This is a genomic window from Rhodococcus sp. WB9, from assembly GCF_007558985.1.
GTDB lineage: Bacteria > Actinomycetota > Actinomycetes > Mycobacteriales > Mycobacteriaceae > Rhodococcus_F > Rhodococcus_F opacus.
The window spans coordinates 7,191,624-7,209,737 of the sequence record NZ_CP041769.1; the positions used below are offsets into that span (position 1 = coordinate 7,191,624).

At 66.1% G+C, this 18,114-nt stretch carries 14 protein-coding genes; 9 read left to right on the plus strand and 5 right to left on the minus strand.

Annotated features, from left to right (window positions below):
• Positions 1-4: 4 nt before the first annotated feature.
• From FND50_RS33490 to tal, 3 genes are all read right to left on the minus strand, one after another.
• Entirely contained in the window at positions 5-460 is a 456-nt protein-coding gene (locus tag FND50_RS33490; protein ID WP_005561314.1) for a hypothetical protein, read from the minus strand.
• A 360-nt stretch (positions 461-820) separates the two neighbouring features.
• Positions 821-2,467, minus strand: coding sequence for a glucose-6-phosphate isomerase (pgi, locus tag FND50_RS33495; RefSeq protein WP_144288607.1), 1,647 nt, complete (start codon positions 2,465-2,467; stop codon positions 821-823).
• A 4-nt stretch (positions 2,468-2,471) separates the two neighbouring features.
• Positions 2,472-3,749, minus strand: a complete 1,278-nt coding sequence (gene tal / locus FND50_RS33500; protein ID WP_144288608.1) for a transaldolase — start codon at positions 3,747-3,749, stop codon at positions 2,472-2,474.
• A gap of 283 nt (positions 3,750-4,032) precedes the next feature.
• Here tal and FND50_RS33505 point away from each other — a divergent pair, with 283 nt between their 5' ends.
• The 8 genes from FND50_RS33505 to FND50_RS33540 all read left to right on the plus strand — a co-directional run bounded on the left by FND50_RS33505 (position 4,033) and on the right by FND50_RS33540 (position 15,584).
• The gene (locus FND50_RS33505; protein ID WP_144288609.1) at positions 4,033-5,499 is read left to right on the plus strand and encodes an aldehyde dehydrogenase; all 1,467 of its coding nucleotides are present in this window, start codon (positions 4,033-4,035) and stop codon (positions 5,497-5,499) included.
• Positions 5,500-5,581: 82 nt separating this feature from the next.
• Entirely contained in the window at positions 5,582-7,012 is a 1,431-nt protein-coding gene (locus tag FND50_RS33510; RefSeq protein WP_144289234.1) for an aldehyde dehydrogenase family protein, read from the plus strand.
• An 88-nt stretch (positions 7,013-7,100) separates the two neighbouring features.
• Positions 7,101-8,018: a phosphogluconate dehydrogenase (NAD(+)-dependent, decarboxylating) gene (gnd, locus tag FND50_RS33515; RefSeq protein ID WP_144288610.1), complete on the plus strand. Its 918-nt coding sequence runs from the start codon at positions 7,101-7,103 to the stop codon at positions 8,016-8,018.
• Complete coding sequence (gene glpX / locus FND50_RS33520; RefSeq protein WP_144288611.1) at positions 8,015-9,016, plus strand: class II fructose-bisphosphatase; 1,002 nt, start codon at positions 8,015-8,017, stop codon at positions 9,014-9,016. Before gnd ends, glpX begins: the two co-directional genes overlap by 4 nt.
• Positions 9,017-9,055: 39 nt before the next feature.
• Complete coding sequence (gene fgd, locus FND50_RS33525) at positions 9,056-10,069, plus strand: glucose-6-phosphate dehydrogenase (coenzyme-F420) (protein WP_005561299.1); 1,014 nt, start codon at positions 9,056-9,058, stop codon at positions 10,067-10,069.
• Between the two features lie 473 nt (positions 10,070-10,542).
• The gene (locus FND50_RS33530) at positions 10,543-10,602 is read left to right on the plus strand and encodes a hypothetical protein (RefSeq protein ID WP_231137956.1); all 60 of its coding nucleotides are present in this window, start codon (positions 10,543-10,545) and stop codon (positions 10,600-10,602) included.
• Between the two features lie 100 nt (positions 10,603-10,702).
• Entirely contained in the window at positions 10,703-12,868 is a 2,166-nt protein-coding gene (gene tkt, locus FND50_RS33535; protein WP_144288612.1) for a transketolase, read from the plus strand.
• A gap of 343 nt (positions 12,869-13,211) precedes the next feature.
• Entirely contained in the window at positions 13,212-15,584 is a 2,373-nt protein-coding gene (locus FND50_RS33540; protein ID WP_144288613.1) for a serine/threonine-protein kinase, read from the plus strand.
• A 26-nt stretch (positions 15,585-15,610) separates the two neighbouring features.
• Here the strand turns inward: FND50_RS33540 and FND50_RS33545 are convergent, their stop codons facing one another.
• The gene (locus tag FND50_RS33545) at positions 15,611-16,237 is read right to left on the minus strand and encodes a TetR/AcrR family transcriptional regulator (RefSeq protein ID WP_144288614.1); all 627 of its coding nucleotides are present in this window, start codon (positions 16,235-16,237) and stop codon (positions 15,611-15,613) included.
• A gap of 141 nt (positions 16,238-16,378) precedes the next feature.
• On the opposite strand from FND50_RS33545, the gene FND50_RS33550 reads away from it, so the two are divergent.
• Positions 16,379-17,611 (plus strand): oxygenase MpaB family protein, encoded by a 1,233-nt coding sequence (locus tag FND50_RS33550; protein WP_144288615.1) that lies wholly within the window; start codon positions 16,379-16,381, stop codon positions 17,609-17,611.
• Here the strand turns inward: FND50_RS33550 and FND50_RS33555 are convergent.
• On the minus strand, positions 17,596-18,102 hold the full coding sequence (locus tag FND50_RS33555; protein WP_144288616.1) for a mycothiol transferase: 507 nt from the start codon (positions 18,100-18,102) through the stop codon (positions 17,596-17,598). The two genes, FND50_RS33550 and FND50_RS33555, sit on opposite strands and share 16 nt — an antisense overlap.
• Positions 18,103-18,114 lie beyond the last annotated feature (12 nt).

Below are 18,114 nucleotides of genomic sequence, written 5' to 3' on the forward strand. Positions count from 1 at the left end.
TCTCTCACTTCCTCAGTTCTTGGAGGGTCTTGTGGTAATCCGGCACCTCGACGAGTCCCACGCGGGGAGACGGTCCGCTGGTCCAGAAGAAGACGGTCCGCACACCGGTGTTCTCGAGGGTGTAGGTGTAGCCGGCCGGCAGGTAGATGTGCTCTCCCGGACCGGCTTCGAGCACGACCTCTCGGTCGTTCGCATCCTTGACCCGCAGCTTGATGTGCCCCTCGAGGCAGTAGTGCGTCTCGTCGAAGTTGGGCTGCTCCCAGTTGTAGGGGGCGTGGTCGGGCTCCTGGTAGCAGTAGCCCTGGCGGAAGTAGCGTGCGTCGTCGCGCTCCCGTGACAGGAAGATCGCGGTGTCGATGCCGGTGTTGAACTGTAGGCGCGGCATGCTGCTGATCTCGCCTTCGGTGATCACCCGCGGGTAACGTCGCGCGTTCGGCGCTGACGGATCGAAGTCGGCCATCCGGGTCTTCCCTTCATTTCGAGTCGGTTTCCGAGAGCATCCACAATGGTGGCCAGGCAGACTGAGCGCAGTTGGCTCGTGCTGGATATTCGGGTGAGTCCCGCGACGACCACCGGGATTGCTAGCCGGTGTGAAACGTTTCCACTTTTGAGATCTAATCTGGCATCCCACCTGTTGTAATGCCGACTGGATTCGTTTCTAATCTACAAGAGCGGTTATGGAGCGTCAAGTGTTCTGGAGGATTCTCGCGTGCCTGTCGCGGACGCCGTCTCCAGGCCCGGGACCTGCACATACCGCACCGTGGACAGCCCTGTTCCCTCAGCGCACGGCGGCAACGTGTTGGTCTCCACCGGTCCGTGACTACACCCGCCGGGCCGCGGCCTTCCGGTACAGCGAGACCAGGGAGTTGGTCGATTCATCGTGACCGAGCGCGGGCGGCTCGTCCTGAGAGAGCTCGTCGACGATGCGGTGGGCGAGCACCTTGCCCAGCTCCACACCCCATTGATCGAACGAGTTGATCCCCCACAGAACCCCCTGGGTGAACACCTTGTGCTCGTACAAAGCCACCAGCTGACCGAGCACGAACGGGTCCAGCCTGCCCGCCAGCAGCGTGTTCGTCGGTCTGTCCCCCGCGAAACTTCGGTGCGCGACGAGGTCGGCCCGCACCCCGGCAGCCGCCACTTCCTCCGCGCTGCGGCCGAAGGCGAGTGCCTCGGTCTGAGCGAAGAAGTTCGCCATCAACAGATCGTGGTGTTCGTCAGGACCGTCGACGGGACGAAGAAAGCCGATGAAGTCGCAGGGGACGAGATGGGTGCCCTGGTGCAGCAGCTGATAAAAGGCATGCTGCCCGTTCGTACCGGGTTCGCCCCACACGACCGGGCCGGTACGGACCCGGACCGGCCGTCCCTCGGTGTCCACCGATTTGCCGTTGCTCTCCATGTCCAGCTGCTGCAAGTACGCCGGAAAGCGTGCGAGGTACTTGCTGTACGGCAGGACGGCATGAGTCTGAGCATCGTGAAAATTGTTGTACCAGAGTCCGATCAGTGCGAGGAGCACCGGCATGTTGCGGGCGAACGGCGCCTCGCGGAAATGAATGTCCATCGCACGGAAGCCGTCGGTCATCGAGGCGAAGTTCACCGGCCCGATCGCGATCATCAACGACAGTCCGACCGCCGACTCGACGGAGTACCTACCGCCGACCCAGTCCCAGAAGCCGAACATGTTCTCGGTATCGATCCCGAAGCGATGCACCTGTTCCGCGTTGGTGGACACGGCGACGAAGTGTCTGCGGACCGCATCCTCGTTGCCGAGCGCGTCCACCAGGAACCGGCGCGCGGTGCGCGCATTGGTCAGTGTCTCGACAGTGGTGAACGTCTTGGACACGACGACGTACAGGGTTTCGCTCTGGTCGAGATCCCGGACCGCCGAAACGATGTCCGAGCCGTCGACATTGGAGACGAAACGAACGTTCAGTTCCGGATCCGAGTAGGCCGCCAGCGCCTCGGCGGCCATCACGGGACCGAGATCCGACCCGCCGATCCCGATGTTCACCACGTTCTTGATGGCCTTCCCCGTGTATCCCAGCCACGCTCCCGACCGGATCCGGGTCGCGAAGGCCGCCATGTCGTCGAGTACCTGATGCACCCCCGGGACGACGTCACCTCCGTCGATCACCATTCGCGCACCGCGTGCGGCGCGCAAAGCCACGTGTGCCACGGCGCGATCTTCGGTCGAATTGATTCGTTCCGCCGCGAACATCGCCTCGATCCGCCGGTCCACACCGGCGGCGTAGGCGAGGTCGACCAACTCGCCGATCACCTCGGCGTCGACGAGGTTCTTCGAGTAATCCAATAGCAGTCCGTCGACACCGAGAGTGAACTCGGCAGCGCGACCGGGATTCTCGGTGAAGAGTCGGCGAAGCGATACTCCGTCGAGGCGTGCTCGGTGTTTCGCGAGCGCGGCCCACTGCGGCCGCTGATCGACCGGGGTTTGAAGGAATTCCATCATCGCCTCACACTTCTCGAGTCTGGACCGCCGTGACAGGGAACGACGGTGGTATCTGTGCTGGGATACGGGACCGGTCGATCTGCGCGCGGGCGTCGTCGAGAAGCAGCGCGACGGTCGAGGTGAGGTCGTTCCAGGCGACCTCGAACTTCCGCAGTCCCTCCGCTTCGAGCCCACGGACGACGTCGTCGTAATCGACTCCGGCGAGCGTGAGCTTGTCGAGCACCGTGCGCGAGGTGTCGTATGTACCGGAAATACTGTCGCCGTCCACGACGCCGTGATCGGCCACGGCGCGTAGCGTCTCCTCCGGCATCGTGTTCACCGTTCGGGCGGCGATCAACTCGGTGACGTACCGGGTGTCGAAGTACGCGGGGTCCTTCACACCCGTGGATGCCCACAGGAGGCGCTGCGGGTGGGCGCCGTCGGCCTCGAGCGCGCGCCATCGAGGACTGAGCAGCATCGTCTCGAACTTCTCGTAGGCGAGCCTGGCGTTTGCTATCGCTGCCGCCCCGCGCAGGTAGTCGCGAGCGTCCTCGCCGAGGCGCCGGTCTACTTCCGTGTCCACTCGGGAGATGAAAAATGAGGCCACCGACTGGATTCCGGCCAGGTCGTGGCCGTTCGCGCGGGCCTGCTCGAGACCGGCGAGGAACGCGTCCTGGACGCCTTCGTAACGTTCGAGAGAGAAGATCAGCGTCACGTTGACGCCGATGCCGGCCGCGAGCGTCTGTGTGATGGCGGGAAGGCACTCGGCCGTCGCCGGAATCTTGATCAGGACGTTGCGGCGGCCGATCGAGCGAAAGAGGTCGCGGGCCTCTGCGACGGTGCCCGGCACGTTGCGCGACAGGTAGGGGTCCACCTCGATCGAGACATATCCGTCGGCACCGCCGGATCGTTCGTAGGTCTCCTGCAGAATCTCGCAGGCCCAGCGAACGTCGGTGGTGGTCAACGCTCGTACGGCCTCGGCGGCATCCGCCTCCGCGATCGCCAGCTCACGGAGCTGTTCACCGTAGGCGACCTCACCCGACCGCAGGGCGTTCTCGAAGATCGACGGGTTGGTGGTCACGCCGCACACGGACCAGTTCCGCACGAGTGCGTCCAGGCTCCCCGACGCCAGGCGGTGACGAGACAAATCGTCGAGCCACACTGCAACGCCGGCGGCGGACAGCCGCTGGAGAGGGCCGGACGCGGCCGGGGATTCCGCGGAGTTGCGCTCCTCCCGCGCCGGCCCTTCGTCGGTGTCGAGGTACTCGTTGGGGCGAACAGTGCGCCCTCGATCGTTTCTCATTCGAAGTCTCCTTGACCGTTCCGGCATGGGCACATATTGTCATGTAAACGTTTCTACTCGGGAGGTAATATCATCACATGCCGAATGCCCCTGACAACCTCATGGCCCACGATTCCCCGAGCGCCTCGGCCGGCCTGATCGCCGCGATGACGCTCCGACTCGGACACCCCGGCGGGATTCCCGGACGCGACACACCTACTACGACGTCGTCGCGCTCCATCGCCGCAGGTGAAAGAACCAAAATCCCACGTTCGACTCCTTCCATGCCCCAGGTCAGGTGACCATGTCCAACACCTCTGCGTCTGCAACGCTCCTCGACGGCGCCGCGACGCTCTTCATCGATGGCGAATGGTGCACCTCGGAACAGACATTTAAACGATTCGAGCCATACGGGACAGATCGCCCGTCGGGCACCTTCGCGTCCGCGACTCCCGCTCACGTCCGCCGCGCCTACGACGCGGCCGAGAAGGCACAGCCGGGATGGGCGTCCACACCTGCCGTCCAACGCGCCAATGTCCTGCGCCGAGCAGCCGACCTGCTCGAGGCCAGGGTCGAGACGGCCGCTCGCCGGCTCACCGCCGACATGGGCAAGGCCATCCGCGACGCCCGCGGCGAGGTGCTGCGCAGCGCTGCGATCCTGCGCTACTACGCCGGCGATCTGCTGCAGCCCTCGGGCGAGACCTACCCGAGCGCAGACCCCGAGACCGTACTGCTCACCGTCGAGCAACCCCTCGGGATCGTCTGCGCCATCACGCCGTGGAACTTTCCGTTCGCGATTCCGACGTGGAAAATCGCTCCCGCACTCGCATTCGGAAACTCCGTGGTGTGGAAGCCGGCCGAAGTGGCGTCAGGCAGCGCGGTGTTGCTCACCGAGATTTTCGCCGAGGCGGGTTTGCCGAACGGTGTGCTCAATCTGGTCACCGGCAAGGGCCGTTCCCTGTCCGGTTCGTTGACCGGGGACAACCGCTTGGCGGCGTTGACCTTCACCGGATCCAACGGTGTCGGTGTCCGCCTCCGTGAGGCGGTCGCAGACCGCAACGTCAAGGTGCAACTCGAACTCGGCGGCAAGAACCCCGCCATCGTGCTGGCGGACGCCGAACTCGAGGACGCGGCCGTGCAGGTCGTTCGCGGAGCCATGCTGGCCGCCGGACAGCGGTGCACGGCCACCAGTCGCGTGTATGTTCAGCGCCCGGTGGCCACGGAATTCCGCGAACTGCTGCTCGCCCAGGTCAACCGACTGGTGGTGGGCAACCCGTACGACGAGGCCACCGACATCGGGCCGATGTCCTCACCGGAGCAACGCGACACCGTGGTCGAGTACCTTCGGCTCGCGCACGAGGAGGGTGCGGACATCCTTGTCGGTGGCAAGGCAGACGGTGAGGGTTGCTTCCTCGAACCGACAGTGCTGACCGGTGTGGCCCCGTCCAGCCGACTCGTGCGGGAGGAAATCTTCGGCCCGGTGCTCGTCCTGACCGAGGTCGAGGATTTCGACGAAGCGCTGGCCGCGGCGAACGACACCGTGTTCGGCCTCTCGGCCTCGCTGTTCACATCGAACATCTCCAAAGCCATGCAGTTCGTGCGCCGGATCAATTCCGGCCTGGTGCATGTCAATCGGGAGACGGCGAGTGTGGAGCCACACGTCCCGTTCGGCGGAGTCAAGGCCTCGAGCAGCATGAATCGTGAGCAGGGAAAGGCTGCCCGCACGTTCTTCACCACCACCAAAACGGTCTATCTCAGATCGCCGAACTGACGGGGGCGATCACACATTTTCGAGATCAATCGCTTGGCCCCAGCACTTTTCAGCATCACCAACACTTCGACGGAGGAAAATGATGGACCACACTCAGAAGTTCTACATCGGCGGCACCTGGGTAGACCCGATCGGCTCGAAGACGCTCGAGGTGATCAACCCGGCGACGGAGAAGCCGATCGCCACCATCGCGATGGGCAACGAACAGGACGTTGACCTCGCAGTCACCGCCGCACGCACGGCGTTCGACAGCTTCGCGTCGACCACCCCGGCCGAGCGCATCGCCCTGCTGGAGAAGATCATCGAGGTGTACAAGCGGCGTATGAAGGACCTCGCGGCCGCCGTCACCAGCGAGATGGGAGCGCCCACCGGCCTCGCGGAGGCCGCTCAGGCACCGGCAGGCCTCGGGCACTTCATGGCGACGCTCGACGCCCTCGAGAACTTCACGTTCGAGGAAAAGATCGACACCACGACCGTGGTGCGCGAGCCGGTCGGCGTCTGCGCCTTCATCACCCCATGGAACTGGCCGCTCAACCAGATCGTCGCCAAGGTGGCACCCGCCCTGGCAGCCGGATGCACGATGGTGCTCAAACCGTCGGAGATCGCGCCCCTCAACGCAATCATCTTCGCCGAGATCCTGGACGAAGCCGGTGTTCCCGCAGGCGTCTTCAACCTCGTCAACGGTCATGGCCTGACCGTGGGAACGGCACTGTCCGCGCACCCCGAAGTCGACATGGTCTCGTTCACCGGGTCGACGCGGGCCGGCATCGAGGTCGCCAAGAACGCGGCCCCGACGGTCAAGCGCGTCGCCCAGGAACTCGGCGGCAAGTCGGCCAACATCGTGCTCGACGACGCCGACTTCGAAGACGTCATCACTCGCGACGTCACCGGCATGGTGGTGAACTCGGGCCAGTCCTGCAACGCCGGATCCCGCATCCTCATCCCCGCGGATCGCATGGACGAGGCTGTGGAGATCGCAAAGAAGGCCGCGGCCACCATCGTCGTCGGAGCTCCGGATGCGGAGGGCACGACCGTCGGTCCCGTGGTGTCGCAGGCACAGTTCGACAAGATTCAGGGACTCATCCAGAAGGGCATCGACGAGGGCGGCACGCTCGTCGTCGGTGGCACCGGCCGCCCGGACGGGCTGCACGAGGGTTACTTCGTCAAGCCCACCGTCTTCGCCGACGTCACCAATGACATGACGATCGCGCAGGAGGAGATCTTCGGGCCTGTGATGATGTTCATCGGCTACGAAGACGAGGACGACGCGGTGCGCATCGCCAACGACACGCAATACGGGCTCGCCGGCATGGTGTCTTCCGGAAACCCCGAACGTGCTCGGAAGGTCGCTCGGCGGATGCGGACCGGAATGGTGCACCTCAACGGTGCCCCGCTGGCCGCCAATGCGCCGTTCGGTGGATACAAGCAGTCCGGCAACGGTCGTGAATTCGGCAAGTTCGGTTTGGAGGACTTCCTCGAGGTGAAGGCCATCTTCGGGGACAACCAGAACTGACACACCCACGGGAGGTCGAGCACGCGTGCCCACGGGGCTCGGCCTCCCCCACCGGTTGTGCTCTGTCGATTCGGAAAGGCTCCACGCTATGCAGATCGGGCTTATCGGGCTGGGAAAGATGGGCTTCAACATGCGCGAACGGCTCCGCCGTTCGGGCACCGAAGTTCTCGGTTACGACCCGCACGTCAACAGCGCCGACGTCTCGTCCATCGACGCGCTCGTCGAGGCACTTCCCCCACCGCGCATCGTCTGGGTGATGGTTCCGGCGGGTGCGCCGACGCAGGAGACGATCACGCACCTGTCACAGGCGCTTTCTCCGGGCGACCTCGTCATCGAAGGTGGCAACTCCCGCTTCAGCGAGGACATCCACCACGCGAAGGCGCTCGACGCGCGAGGGATCGGGTACATCGACTGCGGTGTGTCCGGTGGAATCTGGGGTCTCGAGCACGGTTACGCGTTGATGGTGGGCGGATCCGAGGAACACGTCGACAGGGCGATGCCGCTCTTCGACGCCCTCCGCCCGGAAGGCCCGCGTAGCGAAGGATTTGTACACGCGGGACCCATTGGAGCAGGCCATTATTCAAAAATGGTGCACAACGGGATCGAGTACGGCCTCATGCAGGCGTACGCTGAGGGCTTCGAGCTGCTCGAGGCCACGGAACTCGTCGAGAACGTCCCGGCAGTGATCGAGGCCTGGAGCCGTGGCACCGTGGTGCGATCGTGGCTCCTCGACCTCCTCGTGCGCGCCCTCAAAGACGATCCCGAGCTGTCCGGGATCTCCGGCTGGACCCAAGACTCCGGAGAAGGCCGGTGGACCGTCGAAGAGGCCATCCGCAATGCCGTTCCGGTACCGGTCATCTCGGCTGCACTTTTCGCCCGGTTCGCCAGCAGGCAAGAGACCTCACCGTCGATGAAAGCGGTCTCCGCCCTGCGGAATCAGTTCGGTGGACACTCCACGAGCAGGGCAGACGCTGCACTCGATCAGGTGAAGGCAGCGGCCCGATGACAGTGAGCCGCCGGGAGAAGCCGGACCGCAATCTCGCCCTCGAACTGGTCCGCGTAACGGAAGCAGCCGCGATGGCCGCTGGACGCTGGGTGGGACGGGGCGACAAGATCGGCGGCGACGGCGCCGCAGTCGACGCAATCCGGCAGCTCATCAACTCCGTGACCATGCGCGGAGTCGTCGTGATCGGTGAGGGCGAGAAAGACAACGCCCCCATGCTCTACAACGGCGAGTGCGTCGGCACCGGTGACGGTCCCGAGTGCGACGTCGCGGTCGACCCGGTGGACGGCACGACGATGATGTCCAAGGGAATGTCCAATGCCATCGCAGTGCTCGCGGTATCCGAGCGCGGAACGATGTTCGATCCGTCTGCGGTGTTCTACATGGAGAAGATCGCAGTCGGTCCCGATGCCGCCGACGTCATCGACATCACCGCGCCGGTCCACGAGAACATCCGACGTGTGGCACGAGCGAAGAAGTCGTCGGTCTCGGACGTGACAGTGGCCGTACTCGACCGACTCCGCCACGGCGACCTCATCAATACCGTGCGAGACGCCGGAGCCAGGGTCCAACTGCTGGCGGACGGAGACGTCGCCGGTGCCATCGCAGCCGCGGATCCACGTTCGGCACCGGACATGCTGCTGGGGATCGGCGGCACCCCCGAGGGCGTGATCGCAGCAGCGGCACTGCGATGCATGGGAGGCGCGATCCAGGGCCGGCTCGCCCCCACCAACGACGCCGAACGCCGGCGAGCGATCGACGCGGGCCACAACCTCGACCGGGTGCTTCATACAGAGGATCTCGTTTCCGGAGACAACGTGTTCTTCTGCGCGACGGGTGTCACCGACGGTGACCTGCTCCGCGGGGTGCGATACGCCGCCGGCGGAGCCACCACCCAGTCGATCGTCATGCGATCAAAGTCCGGCACGGTCCGGATGATCGACGGACGACACAGTCTGAACAAACTCCGTGAGTACTCCGCGGTGGACTTCCACGGCTGACGACCCACTTCGTACACACACAGAAAAGCAGGAACGCACATGACCGCAGAACTCAAGCTCGGGTACAAGGCGTCGGCGGAACAGTTCGGCCCACGTGAACTGGTCGAACTCTCAGTGCTCGCCGAAAGTCATGGACTCGACAGCGCCATGGTGAGCGACCACTTCCAGCCGTGGCGGCACAAGGGTGGCCACGCCCCGTTCTCCCTGGCGTGGATGACGGCCGTCGGTGAGCGGACCACGAGGATCCAGCTCGGCACTTCGGTTCTGACACCGACATTCCGGTACAACCCCGCAGTCATCGCTCAGGCATTCGCCACGATGGGACTGCTCTATCCCGGACGGGTGATGCTCGGGGTCGGCACCGGTGAGGCGCTCAACGAGATCGCGACGGGGTTCGAAGGCGATTGGCCCGATTTCAAGGAACGCTTTGCCCGCCTGCGCGAATCCGTGCAACTCATGCGCGAACTGTGGAAGGGCGGCCGGGTCGACTTCGAAGGTCAGTACTACCGCACCACCGGGGCCTCGATCTATGACGTTCCCGTGGAGGGCATTCCGGTGTACATCGCGGCAGGCGGTCCGGTCGTCGCCCGCTACGCCGGTCGTGCAGGTGACGGATTCATCTGTACCTCCGGTAAGGGCATGGAGCTCTACAACGACAAGTTGATGCCTGCCGTCGCCGAGGGCGCACAGAAGGCCGAACGGAAGCTCGAGGACATCGATCGTCTGATCGAGATCAAGATTTCCTACGACACCGATCCCGCACAGGCACTGGAGAACACCCGATTCTGGGCGCCGCTGTCCCTGACACCCGAGCAGAAGCATGACATCACCGACCCGATCGAGATGGAGGCCGCCGCGGATGCGCTCCCTATCGAGCAGGTCGCGAAGCGGTGGATCGTGGGCGCCGACCCGGACGAAGTGGTCGAGGCGATCAAGCCCTACATCGACGCAGGGCTGAACCACCTGGTCTTCCACGCTCCCGGTCACGATCAGAAGCGCTTCCTCGAGTTGTTCGAGCGTGACCTGGCACCCCGGCTTCGCCGGCTCGGCTAGCTCACCCCAGCCCGTCACCGCACCGTCCAGCCAGACGCCGCGGTGACCGTCACCGCACACGTCCAGCCATAGACAGTGCGATGACCGTCTGCGGCGCACCAGGTGTTCGGCCCTACGGAGTGGCTGGAAATACCCACCACTCACCCGGGCCGTTCGTCGCCATCGCCTGGTGCGCCGCTGTACGACTTTTCACCGGGCACCCAACTACTCTGCCCGAGAGCCGATCCAGTCGCTCGACCAGCCTGAAGACCAAGGAGATCACGTGAAGAGAGTGGGCGTCATCGGCGGCGGAATAATGGGGAGGGGATGGCGGAAGTAGTTGCACGAGCCGGCGTTTCAGCGACCATTCTCGAGCGCGACATCACCTCGGCCAATGCCGCAACGGACCGTACCCAGTCGTCCCTCGCCCATGCCGTCAAGTCGGGACGACTCGACAGCAATGCCAGCACAGCCCGCCGCCGTTGTTACAGCGCATGGTCGATGCCGGTCGTCTGAGTAAGAAGACCGGCCAGGGTTTCTACTCCTACACATAGTCCAGACCGCCCGTCGAGAAATGGACGGCCAGAATCAGTCCCGGCACCGGCAGCGATCGAGTGCCCATATTTCCCACCCCGCAATAGGAGACTTCTGCCCGTGTCGATCACAGACGACATCCACGTCCTCACGCAACCGGTTCACCCCGCCGACTGGACCGAACTGGACACCAAGGCCGTCGACACCATCCGGGTGCTCGCCGCGGACGCGGTGCAGAAGGTCGGTAACGGCCACCCCGGCACGGCCATGAGCCTGGCCCCCCTCGCCTACACCCTCTTCCAGCGCGTCATGCGCCACGACCCCACCGACGCCGACTGGATCGGCCGCGACCGGTTCGTGCTGTCCTGCGGACACTCCAGCCTCACCCTCTACATCCAGCTGTACCTCGCCGGCTACGGTCTCGAACTCGACGACCTGCAGGCGCTGCGCACCTGGGGCTCGAAGACCCCCGGCCACCCCGAACACGGCCACACCCGCGGTGTCGAGATCACCACCGGGCCCCTCGGTCAGGGCCTCGCCTCCGCCGTGGGCATGGCCATGGCCGCCCGCCGCGAACGCGGCCTCTTCGACCCCGAGCCCGCCCTCGGCGACAGCCCGTTCGACCACCACATCTACGTCATCGCCTCCGACGGCGACATCGAGGAAGGCGTCACCTCCGAGGCCTCCTCCATCGCCGGCGTCCAGCAGCTCGGCAACCTCACCCTGATCTACGACGACAACAAGATCTCCATCGAGGACGACACCGCCATCGCGCTGTCCGAGGACACCGCCGCCCGCTACGAGGCATACGGCTGGCACGTGCAGATCGTCGAGGGCGGCGAGAACGTCGTCGCCATCGAAGAGGCCCTGAACAAGGCCCGCGAGGTCACCGACAAGCCGTCGCTGATCCTGCTCCGCACCATCATCGGCTACCCCGCACCGACCAAGATGAACACCGGCGCGGCGCACGGCGCCGCCCTCGGTGCCGACGAGGTCGCGGCCGTGAAGAAGGCGCTCGGCTTCGATCCGGACAAGACGTTCGAGGTCGCCGACGAGGTCATCGCCCACACCCGCAAGGTCGTCGAGCGCGGCGCCCAGGCACACAAGCACTGGCAGGCCCGGTACGACGAGTGGACGCAGCGCGCCCCCGAGGGCAAGAAGCTCCTCGACCGTCTGATCGGCCGCGACCTTCCCGCCGGCTGGGCCGACGTGCTCCCCACCTGGGAGCCCGATCCCAAGGGCATCGCCACCCGCAAGGCGTCCGCCGCCGTCCTGAACGCCGTCGGACCGGTGCTCCCCGAACTGTGGGGCGGCTCCGCCGACCTCGCCGAGAGCAACAACACCACCATCACGGGCGCCGACTCCTTCGGCCCCGAAACCATCTCCACCCGGATGTGGACCGCCCAGCCCTACGGCCGCACCCTGCACTTCGGGGTCCGCGAACACGCCATGGGCTCGATCCTCAACGGCATCGCGCTGCACGGACCGACCCGCCCCTACGGCGGCACCTTCCTCGTCTTCAGCGACTACATGCGTCCCGCCGTGCGGCTCGCCGCGATCATGAAGACCCCGGTCACCTACGTGTGGACGCACGACTCCATCGGACTCGGCGAGGACGGGCCCACCCACCAGCCGATCGAGCACCTCGCCGCGCTGCGCGCGATCCCCGGCCTGTACGTCGTGCGACCCGGCGACGCCAACGAGACCGCCCACGCCTGGCGCGCCGTCCTCGAGAAGGGCGCCGACGACGCCACCCGCGCTCCCGCCGGCCTCGCCCTGACCCGCCAGGACCTACCCGTCCTCGAGGGCACCAGCTACGAGGGCGTCTCCCGCGGCGGCTACATCCTCGCCGACGCCTCCACCGGCGCACCGGAGGTCGTGCTCATCGGCACCGGATCCGAGCTGCAGCTCGCCGTCGCCGCCCGCGAAACCCTCGAGGCCGACGGCATCCCCACCCGGGTCGTGTCCATGCCCTGCGTCGAATGGTTCGACGCCCAGGACCAGGCCTACCGCGACGGCGTCCTCCCCCCGACGGTCAAGGCGCGGGTCTCCGTCGAAGCCGGCATCGCCATGCCCTGGCACCGCTTCGTCGGCGACGCAGGCGAAATCGTCTCCATCGAGCACTTCGGCGCCTCCGCCGACTACAAGACCCTGTTCCGCGAGTTCGGCTTCACCGCCGAAGCCGTCACCGCCGCCGCACAGCGCGCACTCGCACGCGCCAAGCGCTCTCTGCACACTCCACTTCCTCTGACGAGCAGTCCTACCGCAGCGACCAGAGCGAATTGACTACGCACACAGTGCCTGACCCCACACGCAAACCTCTCAGTTCTGGTCCGTTGGTCGTGAATGTGACTTGGTGGAGCGAGGCTCCATCGAGATGCTCGGGGCGGAATCAGATGTGATGAAAGGCCCTCGAGCGTGATTACCTGCCCGTTCAGTTCGTGGAGGTACCAAGGACCACATCATTGCTCGCCACGGGTGAACACCCCTCGCACTGGTTCCGGACCCGCCGGGAACCCGTGAAGGCCGGCCCGCTGTTCCGTACCCAGCACGCCCCGTCAGGAATACCCTGGCAAGTGCACGCCCCCATGCACCTCCCGGAATCCGCACCGCCCGGAATCGGACCGCCATGAACGATCGCCCGCCGAGTGATTCGACGGTCGCGTCTGGGCCGCCCACCGAACTGGGTCAGAACACTCAGCTGCCGTCGACGACGACGTCGGGCGCCGAATCGGTGTTCGTCGTGGAAAGCGGGGTCGAGCGCCTGGTCGCGGATTGGGAGTCGTCCGGTTCGCCGGCCGAGCTCACCGAATATCTCCCCGACACGGCTGCGATCAGGCGGGCCGCGCTGATCGAGCTGATCAAGGTCGACCTCGAGTACCGGTGGCTGCGGTCGGGGAGCCCGAAGCGCATCGCCGACTACTGCCTCGAATTCCCGGAGCTGCTCGCCGAACCACTGCCACCGGAACTCGTCTACCTGGAGTACAGGGTCCGCCGTCAGAGTGGCGCCGACGTCGATCCCGCCGAGTACGTCGCCGAGTATCCGCAGCAGGCGGCCCGGTTCGAGACCCTCCTCGAACACGACCGCCGCATGGACCGGCGGACCATCACCGCGGAACTCGGTCCGGGCGACGACCTCGACGTCGGTGAGCGCCTCGACGATTTCGACCTGATGATGGAACTCGGTCATGGCGCGTTCGCGCGGGTGTTCCTCGCCCGGCAGCGTTCGATGCAGCGGTGGGTGGCGTTGAAGATCTCCCGCAACATCGGCAACGAGCCGCAGACACTCGCGCAGCTCGACCACCCGTACATCGTCCGCGTCTACGACCAGCGGGTGCTGGAGGACCGCCGGCTGCGGGTGCTGTTCATGGAATACGTCCCCGGCGGCACGCTCCTCGACGTGGTGCGGCTGGTCCGCAAGACCCCGCCCGAGCAGCGATCCGGACAGCTGCTGCTCGATTCGGTCGACCGGATCCTTGAGGAGAGAGGCGAGATCCGGCCCGAGTATTCGAGTGTTCGAGACGAGATCGCCGCACTGTCGTGGCCGGAGACGGTCGCGTGGATCGGGTTGCGGCTCGCCGACGCACTCGACTACGCCCGGGCGCACGGCGTCCTGCACCGCGACATCAAACCGGCGAACGTACTACTGGGACTCGAAGGCATCCCCAAACTGGCCGACTTCAACGTCAGTTCGAGCGACAGCGTCGAGAATCGCGGCGCCGGAGGATTCATCGGCGGCTCCGTCGCGTACATGTCGCCCGAACAGCTCGAGGTCATCGACCCGAGCACCCACCGAACCGCGTCCGACCTCGACACCCGCAGCGACATCTTCGCGCTGGGCGTCATGCTGTGGGAACTGCTGACCGGGGCCCGGCCCTTCCCGGACGACGACGGGACCACATCCCCGCCGACGCCTCAGGCTCTTCTCGAGTCCCGACGCCGGGGCGTGGACCCGGAACGATCCGCGCTCCCCGAGGACTGTCCCGCCGCGCTGCGGCGCATCCTGGTGAAATCGCTCGCCCCCGACCGGGACGACCGGTGGTCGAGTGGCCGGAAGCTGACACGGCAGTTCGCGCTGTGCCTCGACCCGCACGCCCGCGATCTCGTCGACCCGGCACCGGGAAGCGTGCGGTCCACGATGTGGCGGTGGGCGCTTCCGATCGTGATCGCCGCCGTCGGCATCCCGAACCTGCTGGCAGCCGGATACAACTACTATTACAACAAGGTGCTGATCATCGCGACGCTGCCCGTCGAGGCGCAGCAGGATCTCGAGTTCGTGCACCTGGTGATCGGCGGGATCGCATTCCCGCTGGGCGCAGTGCTCATCGTCTACTGGTGTCGACTCGCGCTCACGGTGCCGCGAGGACTCCGAAACGGCAGAACCTACAGTTCCGAGGTGCTGGAGAAGGCGCGAGCCACGACGCTCGGACTCGGCCATCGCGCGGTCGTGGTCAGCTTCGGGTTGTGGGTCGTCGCCGGCGTCGCCTACCCGGTCGCCCTGGAGATCACCGCCGGCGGGATTTCGTTGGGCGCATACACGCAACTCCTCGCGTCCCTCGCCGTGTGCGGGGCGGTCGCGCTCGCCTACCCCTTCTTCATCCTGACGTTCTACGCGGTGCGGTGCCTCTACCCGATCCTGCTGTCGCACGGCGAGTTACGCGGAAGCGACGGCCGCAACATCCGGGCCCTCGGCCGAGGCATGCCGCGGTACCTCGCCGTCGCGGCGGCCGTCCCGTTGATCGGGGTCGCCGGACTCAGCTTCGTCGGTGGAACCACCGGCGACGCCGTGAACGCGACGGTGCGCGCGCTGTGTCTGGGCGGCATCTTTGCCTTCATCGCCGTGTACCAGTTGTTCCGGCGGATCGAGAGCGATCTGCGCGCGCTCGAAAGGGTCGTGTGGCTGGAGGTGCCGGGTCGCCGACCGGGCGGCGGCGGGAGGAGCGCAAAAAGAAGGCCCCTGACGCTGCCGGGTCGGGGTCCGACAGCGCCATGGGCTCACTAGGTATTTCTCCCGAAGCCCCCTCCGCGTTACACCCCGCGTGTCGCGCGCCCGGCGAGGCCCCCCATCGTCATGTCGTAGAGGACGGTGGCCAGCTCGTTTCGCCGGTCGCGGAGGTCGCGGCGGAGGTATTCGAGGCTCACCTCCCGGTAACTGACGGTGAGCACCAGCAGCAGCGCGTCGAGGTCGACCCCCGGACCGATCGCGGACGGATTCAACGTCACATACGTACGCAACAGGTCGCGGCACCGTTCCTCGATGCGGACCGAACGGTGAGCGGTGAGGGCCAGGTGCGGCGCGTCGTTGAGCAGCGAACCGAGGATGTCGCGATACCTGTCCAGGACTGCGAGAAGCTGGGACTGCAGGGCCGCGTCCTTCAGGAACGTGCCCTTCGCGACGGCGTGCTCGAGCTGCGTCCCGAACGTAGCGGTGGTTTCTTCCATGATCTTGTCGATCAGGACCTCGATGATCTCGTCCTTGTTCGCGAAATACTGGTACACCGATCCCTTCGAGATGCCGGCGGCCTCCGCGATGGCGTTCGTGCTGCAGCCGGTGTACCCCTTGGCCCGCAAAACCTGACCAGTTGCCGACAGGATGCGCGCGACCGTCTCCTGCGACCGCTGCTGAGAGGGGTCTTTCCGCTGGCCAGTGCCCATTCGCTGAACCCTCCCGATCTGCCCCACAATGCGACTTGTACCCGTCCGATTAGGTGGGGTGAACTGTAACTCACAGCCCCTCGAGCGGGAGCTGAGGCACAAAGACGCCCCCTTCTCGACTACCGAATCGAGTGCACCGCAATGACAGAAACCCAGTCCCGGGAGTCGGCGCCCGGCTTCTCCGACTTCACGCCGCCGCGGCGGTTCGACATGGACTCGGAGTGGGGTCGCCGCTCGATGCGGACGCTATCGCGATTCGTGCACGGCGACCCGACGCCCACCCCGGCGGAGCGGGAACTTCACGCCCGTGCGGTGGTCCGTCAGGACGAGATCGGTGCCGCACTGGCGCGGGCCGTCCTCGTCGACAAGACCGTGACGATGGCCCAGTTCTCCCAGGCACTCTCCGACGGCATCGGCAGCGTGCCCGACGCGGCGCCGCCGCTGGTCGCCTTCTTCGACGCAGTGGACCGTCGGCCGTCGTGGGTCGACGACCGGCGCCTCGAGCACGGGGCCGCCGTCTGCCTGCGCAGCGGAATGACCGGACTCGACCTGCTCGCGACCGGTTCCCTGATGAACGGCTACCGCAGCGCCGCCACCTCCCGCCAACTCGTGGCCACCGGCAGGCTGGTCGGGGACGGCGCCGGTCAGCGCGTGGCCGAGACCGTGCGGTGGTGGTACGAGTGCGTCCTGCCCGGCGGCATGGATCGCGACCGCCGGGGCTGGCAGTTGTCCGTCCACGTGCGGTTGATGCACGCGTTCGTCAATCTGACCCTGCTGCAGGACGAGAGCTGGGACGTGTCCGACTGGGGCATGCCGATCAACCAGTCGGATCAGGCCGGGACGCTCGCCCTCTTCTCGACGACGTTCCTCGTCGGACTCCGATCGCTGGGGGTGTGGGTCTCCGCCGACGAGGGCCGCGACGTCATGCATCTGTGGCGGTACATCGGCTGGCTGATGGGCATCGACGAGCACTGGCTGGTCGACGACGAGAACACCGGACGCCGCAACATGTGCCAGATCGGGATGTTCGCTCCCGGCCCCGACGAGAACTCGAGGGTGCTGGCCGACTCACTGCAGAAGTCGTGGGCCACGTTCCACTACCCGCACGCACAGTCCCTGCGACGCCGGCTCAACCGCCAGCGCCTACTCAGCATCCAGCGGATGTTCTCCGGCAAGCGCGGCATGCGAGAACTCGGATTGCCGGTCGTGCCCGCCTGGTTCGCTCCGCTGGCACTGGTGGGGAACGGGACGCTGCACGGTGCGGCCCGAGTGAGTCCGGCCGTCCGCGAACGCGTCGGCCGACGCTCCCGGCGGCGAGTGGAGGCGTGGCTCGCCGCCAACGAGACGTCGTCGCGCGTTCAGCGGCGCTCGTAGATGCCGCGGACGTACGCCGCCTGCCCGGCATGCTGCAGATCGTCGGAGACGACGCTGATCAACCGGACACCGAGAGTGACTGGCGGATCCCAGTTCTCGTCGACGATCCGGTCGAGATCGTCCGGCCCGATCGACTGGACGTAGTCGACGGTGCGGTCGTGTACGGCATCGTGATACTCCCGCAGGAGGTCGGTGCCGGTCCGCACCTTCGCGACCTCGGCCGCGGAGTGCCCGTAGCCGATGTCGGCAACCGGGAACGGGAGGTCGAGGCGCTCCACCCACCCGCCCGACGTCCACACCTGCGCGGTGCCCGCGACACCGGCGACGTGGTCGTCCTGCACTCGCGTCAGATGCCAGATCAGCCAGGCGATCGTGTTCGCCTTCGCGTCCACCCGAAACGTGAGGGCGTCGGCGGGGAGATCGGCCAGCGTGGAATGCACGGTCTCCTGAATGCGATCGAAGGCGTCGGTCAACAGCGCGCTATGGTCCACGATCTTCCTTTC

Bases quoted from the DNA above. Each gene is read 5' to 3' on its own strand.
- glpX (WP_144288611.1), top strand. From the start codon at position 8,015: ATGACAGTGAGCCGCCGGGAGAAGCCGGACCGCAATCTCGCCCTCGAA.
- FND50_RS33540 (WP_144288613.1), top strand. From the start codon at position 13,212: ATGAACGATCGCCCGCCGAGTGATTCGACGGTCGCGTCTGGGCCGCCC.
- FND50_RS33490 (WP_005561314.1), bottom strand. From the start codon at position 460: ATGGCCGACTTCGATCCGTCAGCGCCGAACGCGCGACGTTACCCGCGG.
- FND50_RS33505 (WP_144288609.1), top strand. From the start codon at position 4,033: ATGTCCAACACCTCTGCGTCTGCAACGCTCCTCGACGGCGCCGCGACG.
- tal (WP_144288608.1), bottom strand. From the start codon at position 3,749: ATGAGAAACGATCGAGGGCGCACTGTTCGCCCCAACGAGTACCTCGAC.
- FND50_RS33545 (WP_144288614.1), bottom strand. From the start codon at position 16,237: ATGGGCACTGGCCAGCGGAAAGACCCCTCTCAGCAGCGGTCGCAGGAG.
- FND50_RS33510 (WP_144289234.1), top strand. From the start codon at position 5,582: ATGGACCACACTCAGAAGTTCTACATCGGCGGCACCTGGGTAGACCCG.
- fgd (WP_005561299.1), top strand. From the start codon at position 9,056: ATGACCGCAGAACTCAAGCTCGGGTACAAGGCGTCGGCGGAACAGTTC.
- FND50_RS33550 (WP_144288615.1), top strand. From the start codon at position 16,379: ATGACAGAAACCCAGTCCCGGGAGTCGGCGCCCGGCTTCTCCGACTTC.
- gnd (WP_144288610.1), top strand. From the start codon at position 7,101: ATGCAGATCGGGCTTATCGGGCTGGGAAAGATGGGCTTCAACATGCGC.
- pgi (WP_144288607.1), bottom strand. From the start codon at position 2,467: ATGATGGAATTCCTTCAAACCCCGGTCGATCAGCGGCCGCAGTGGGCC.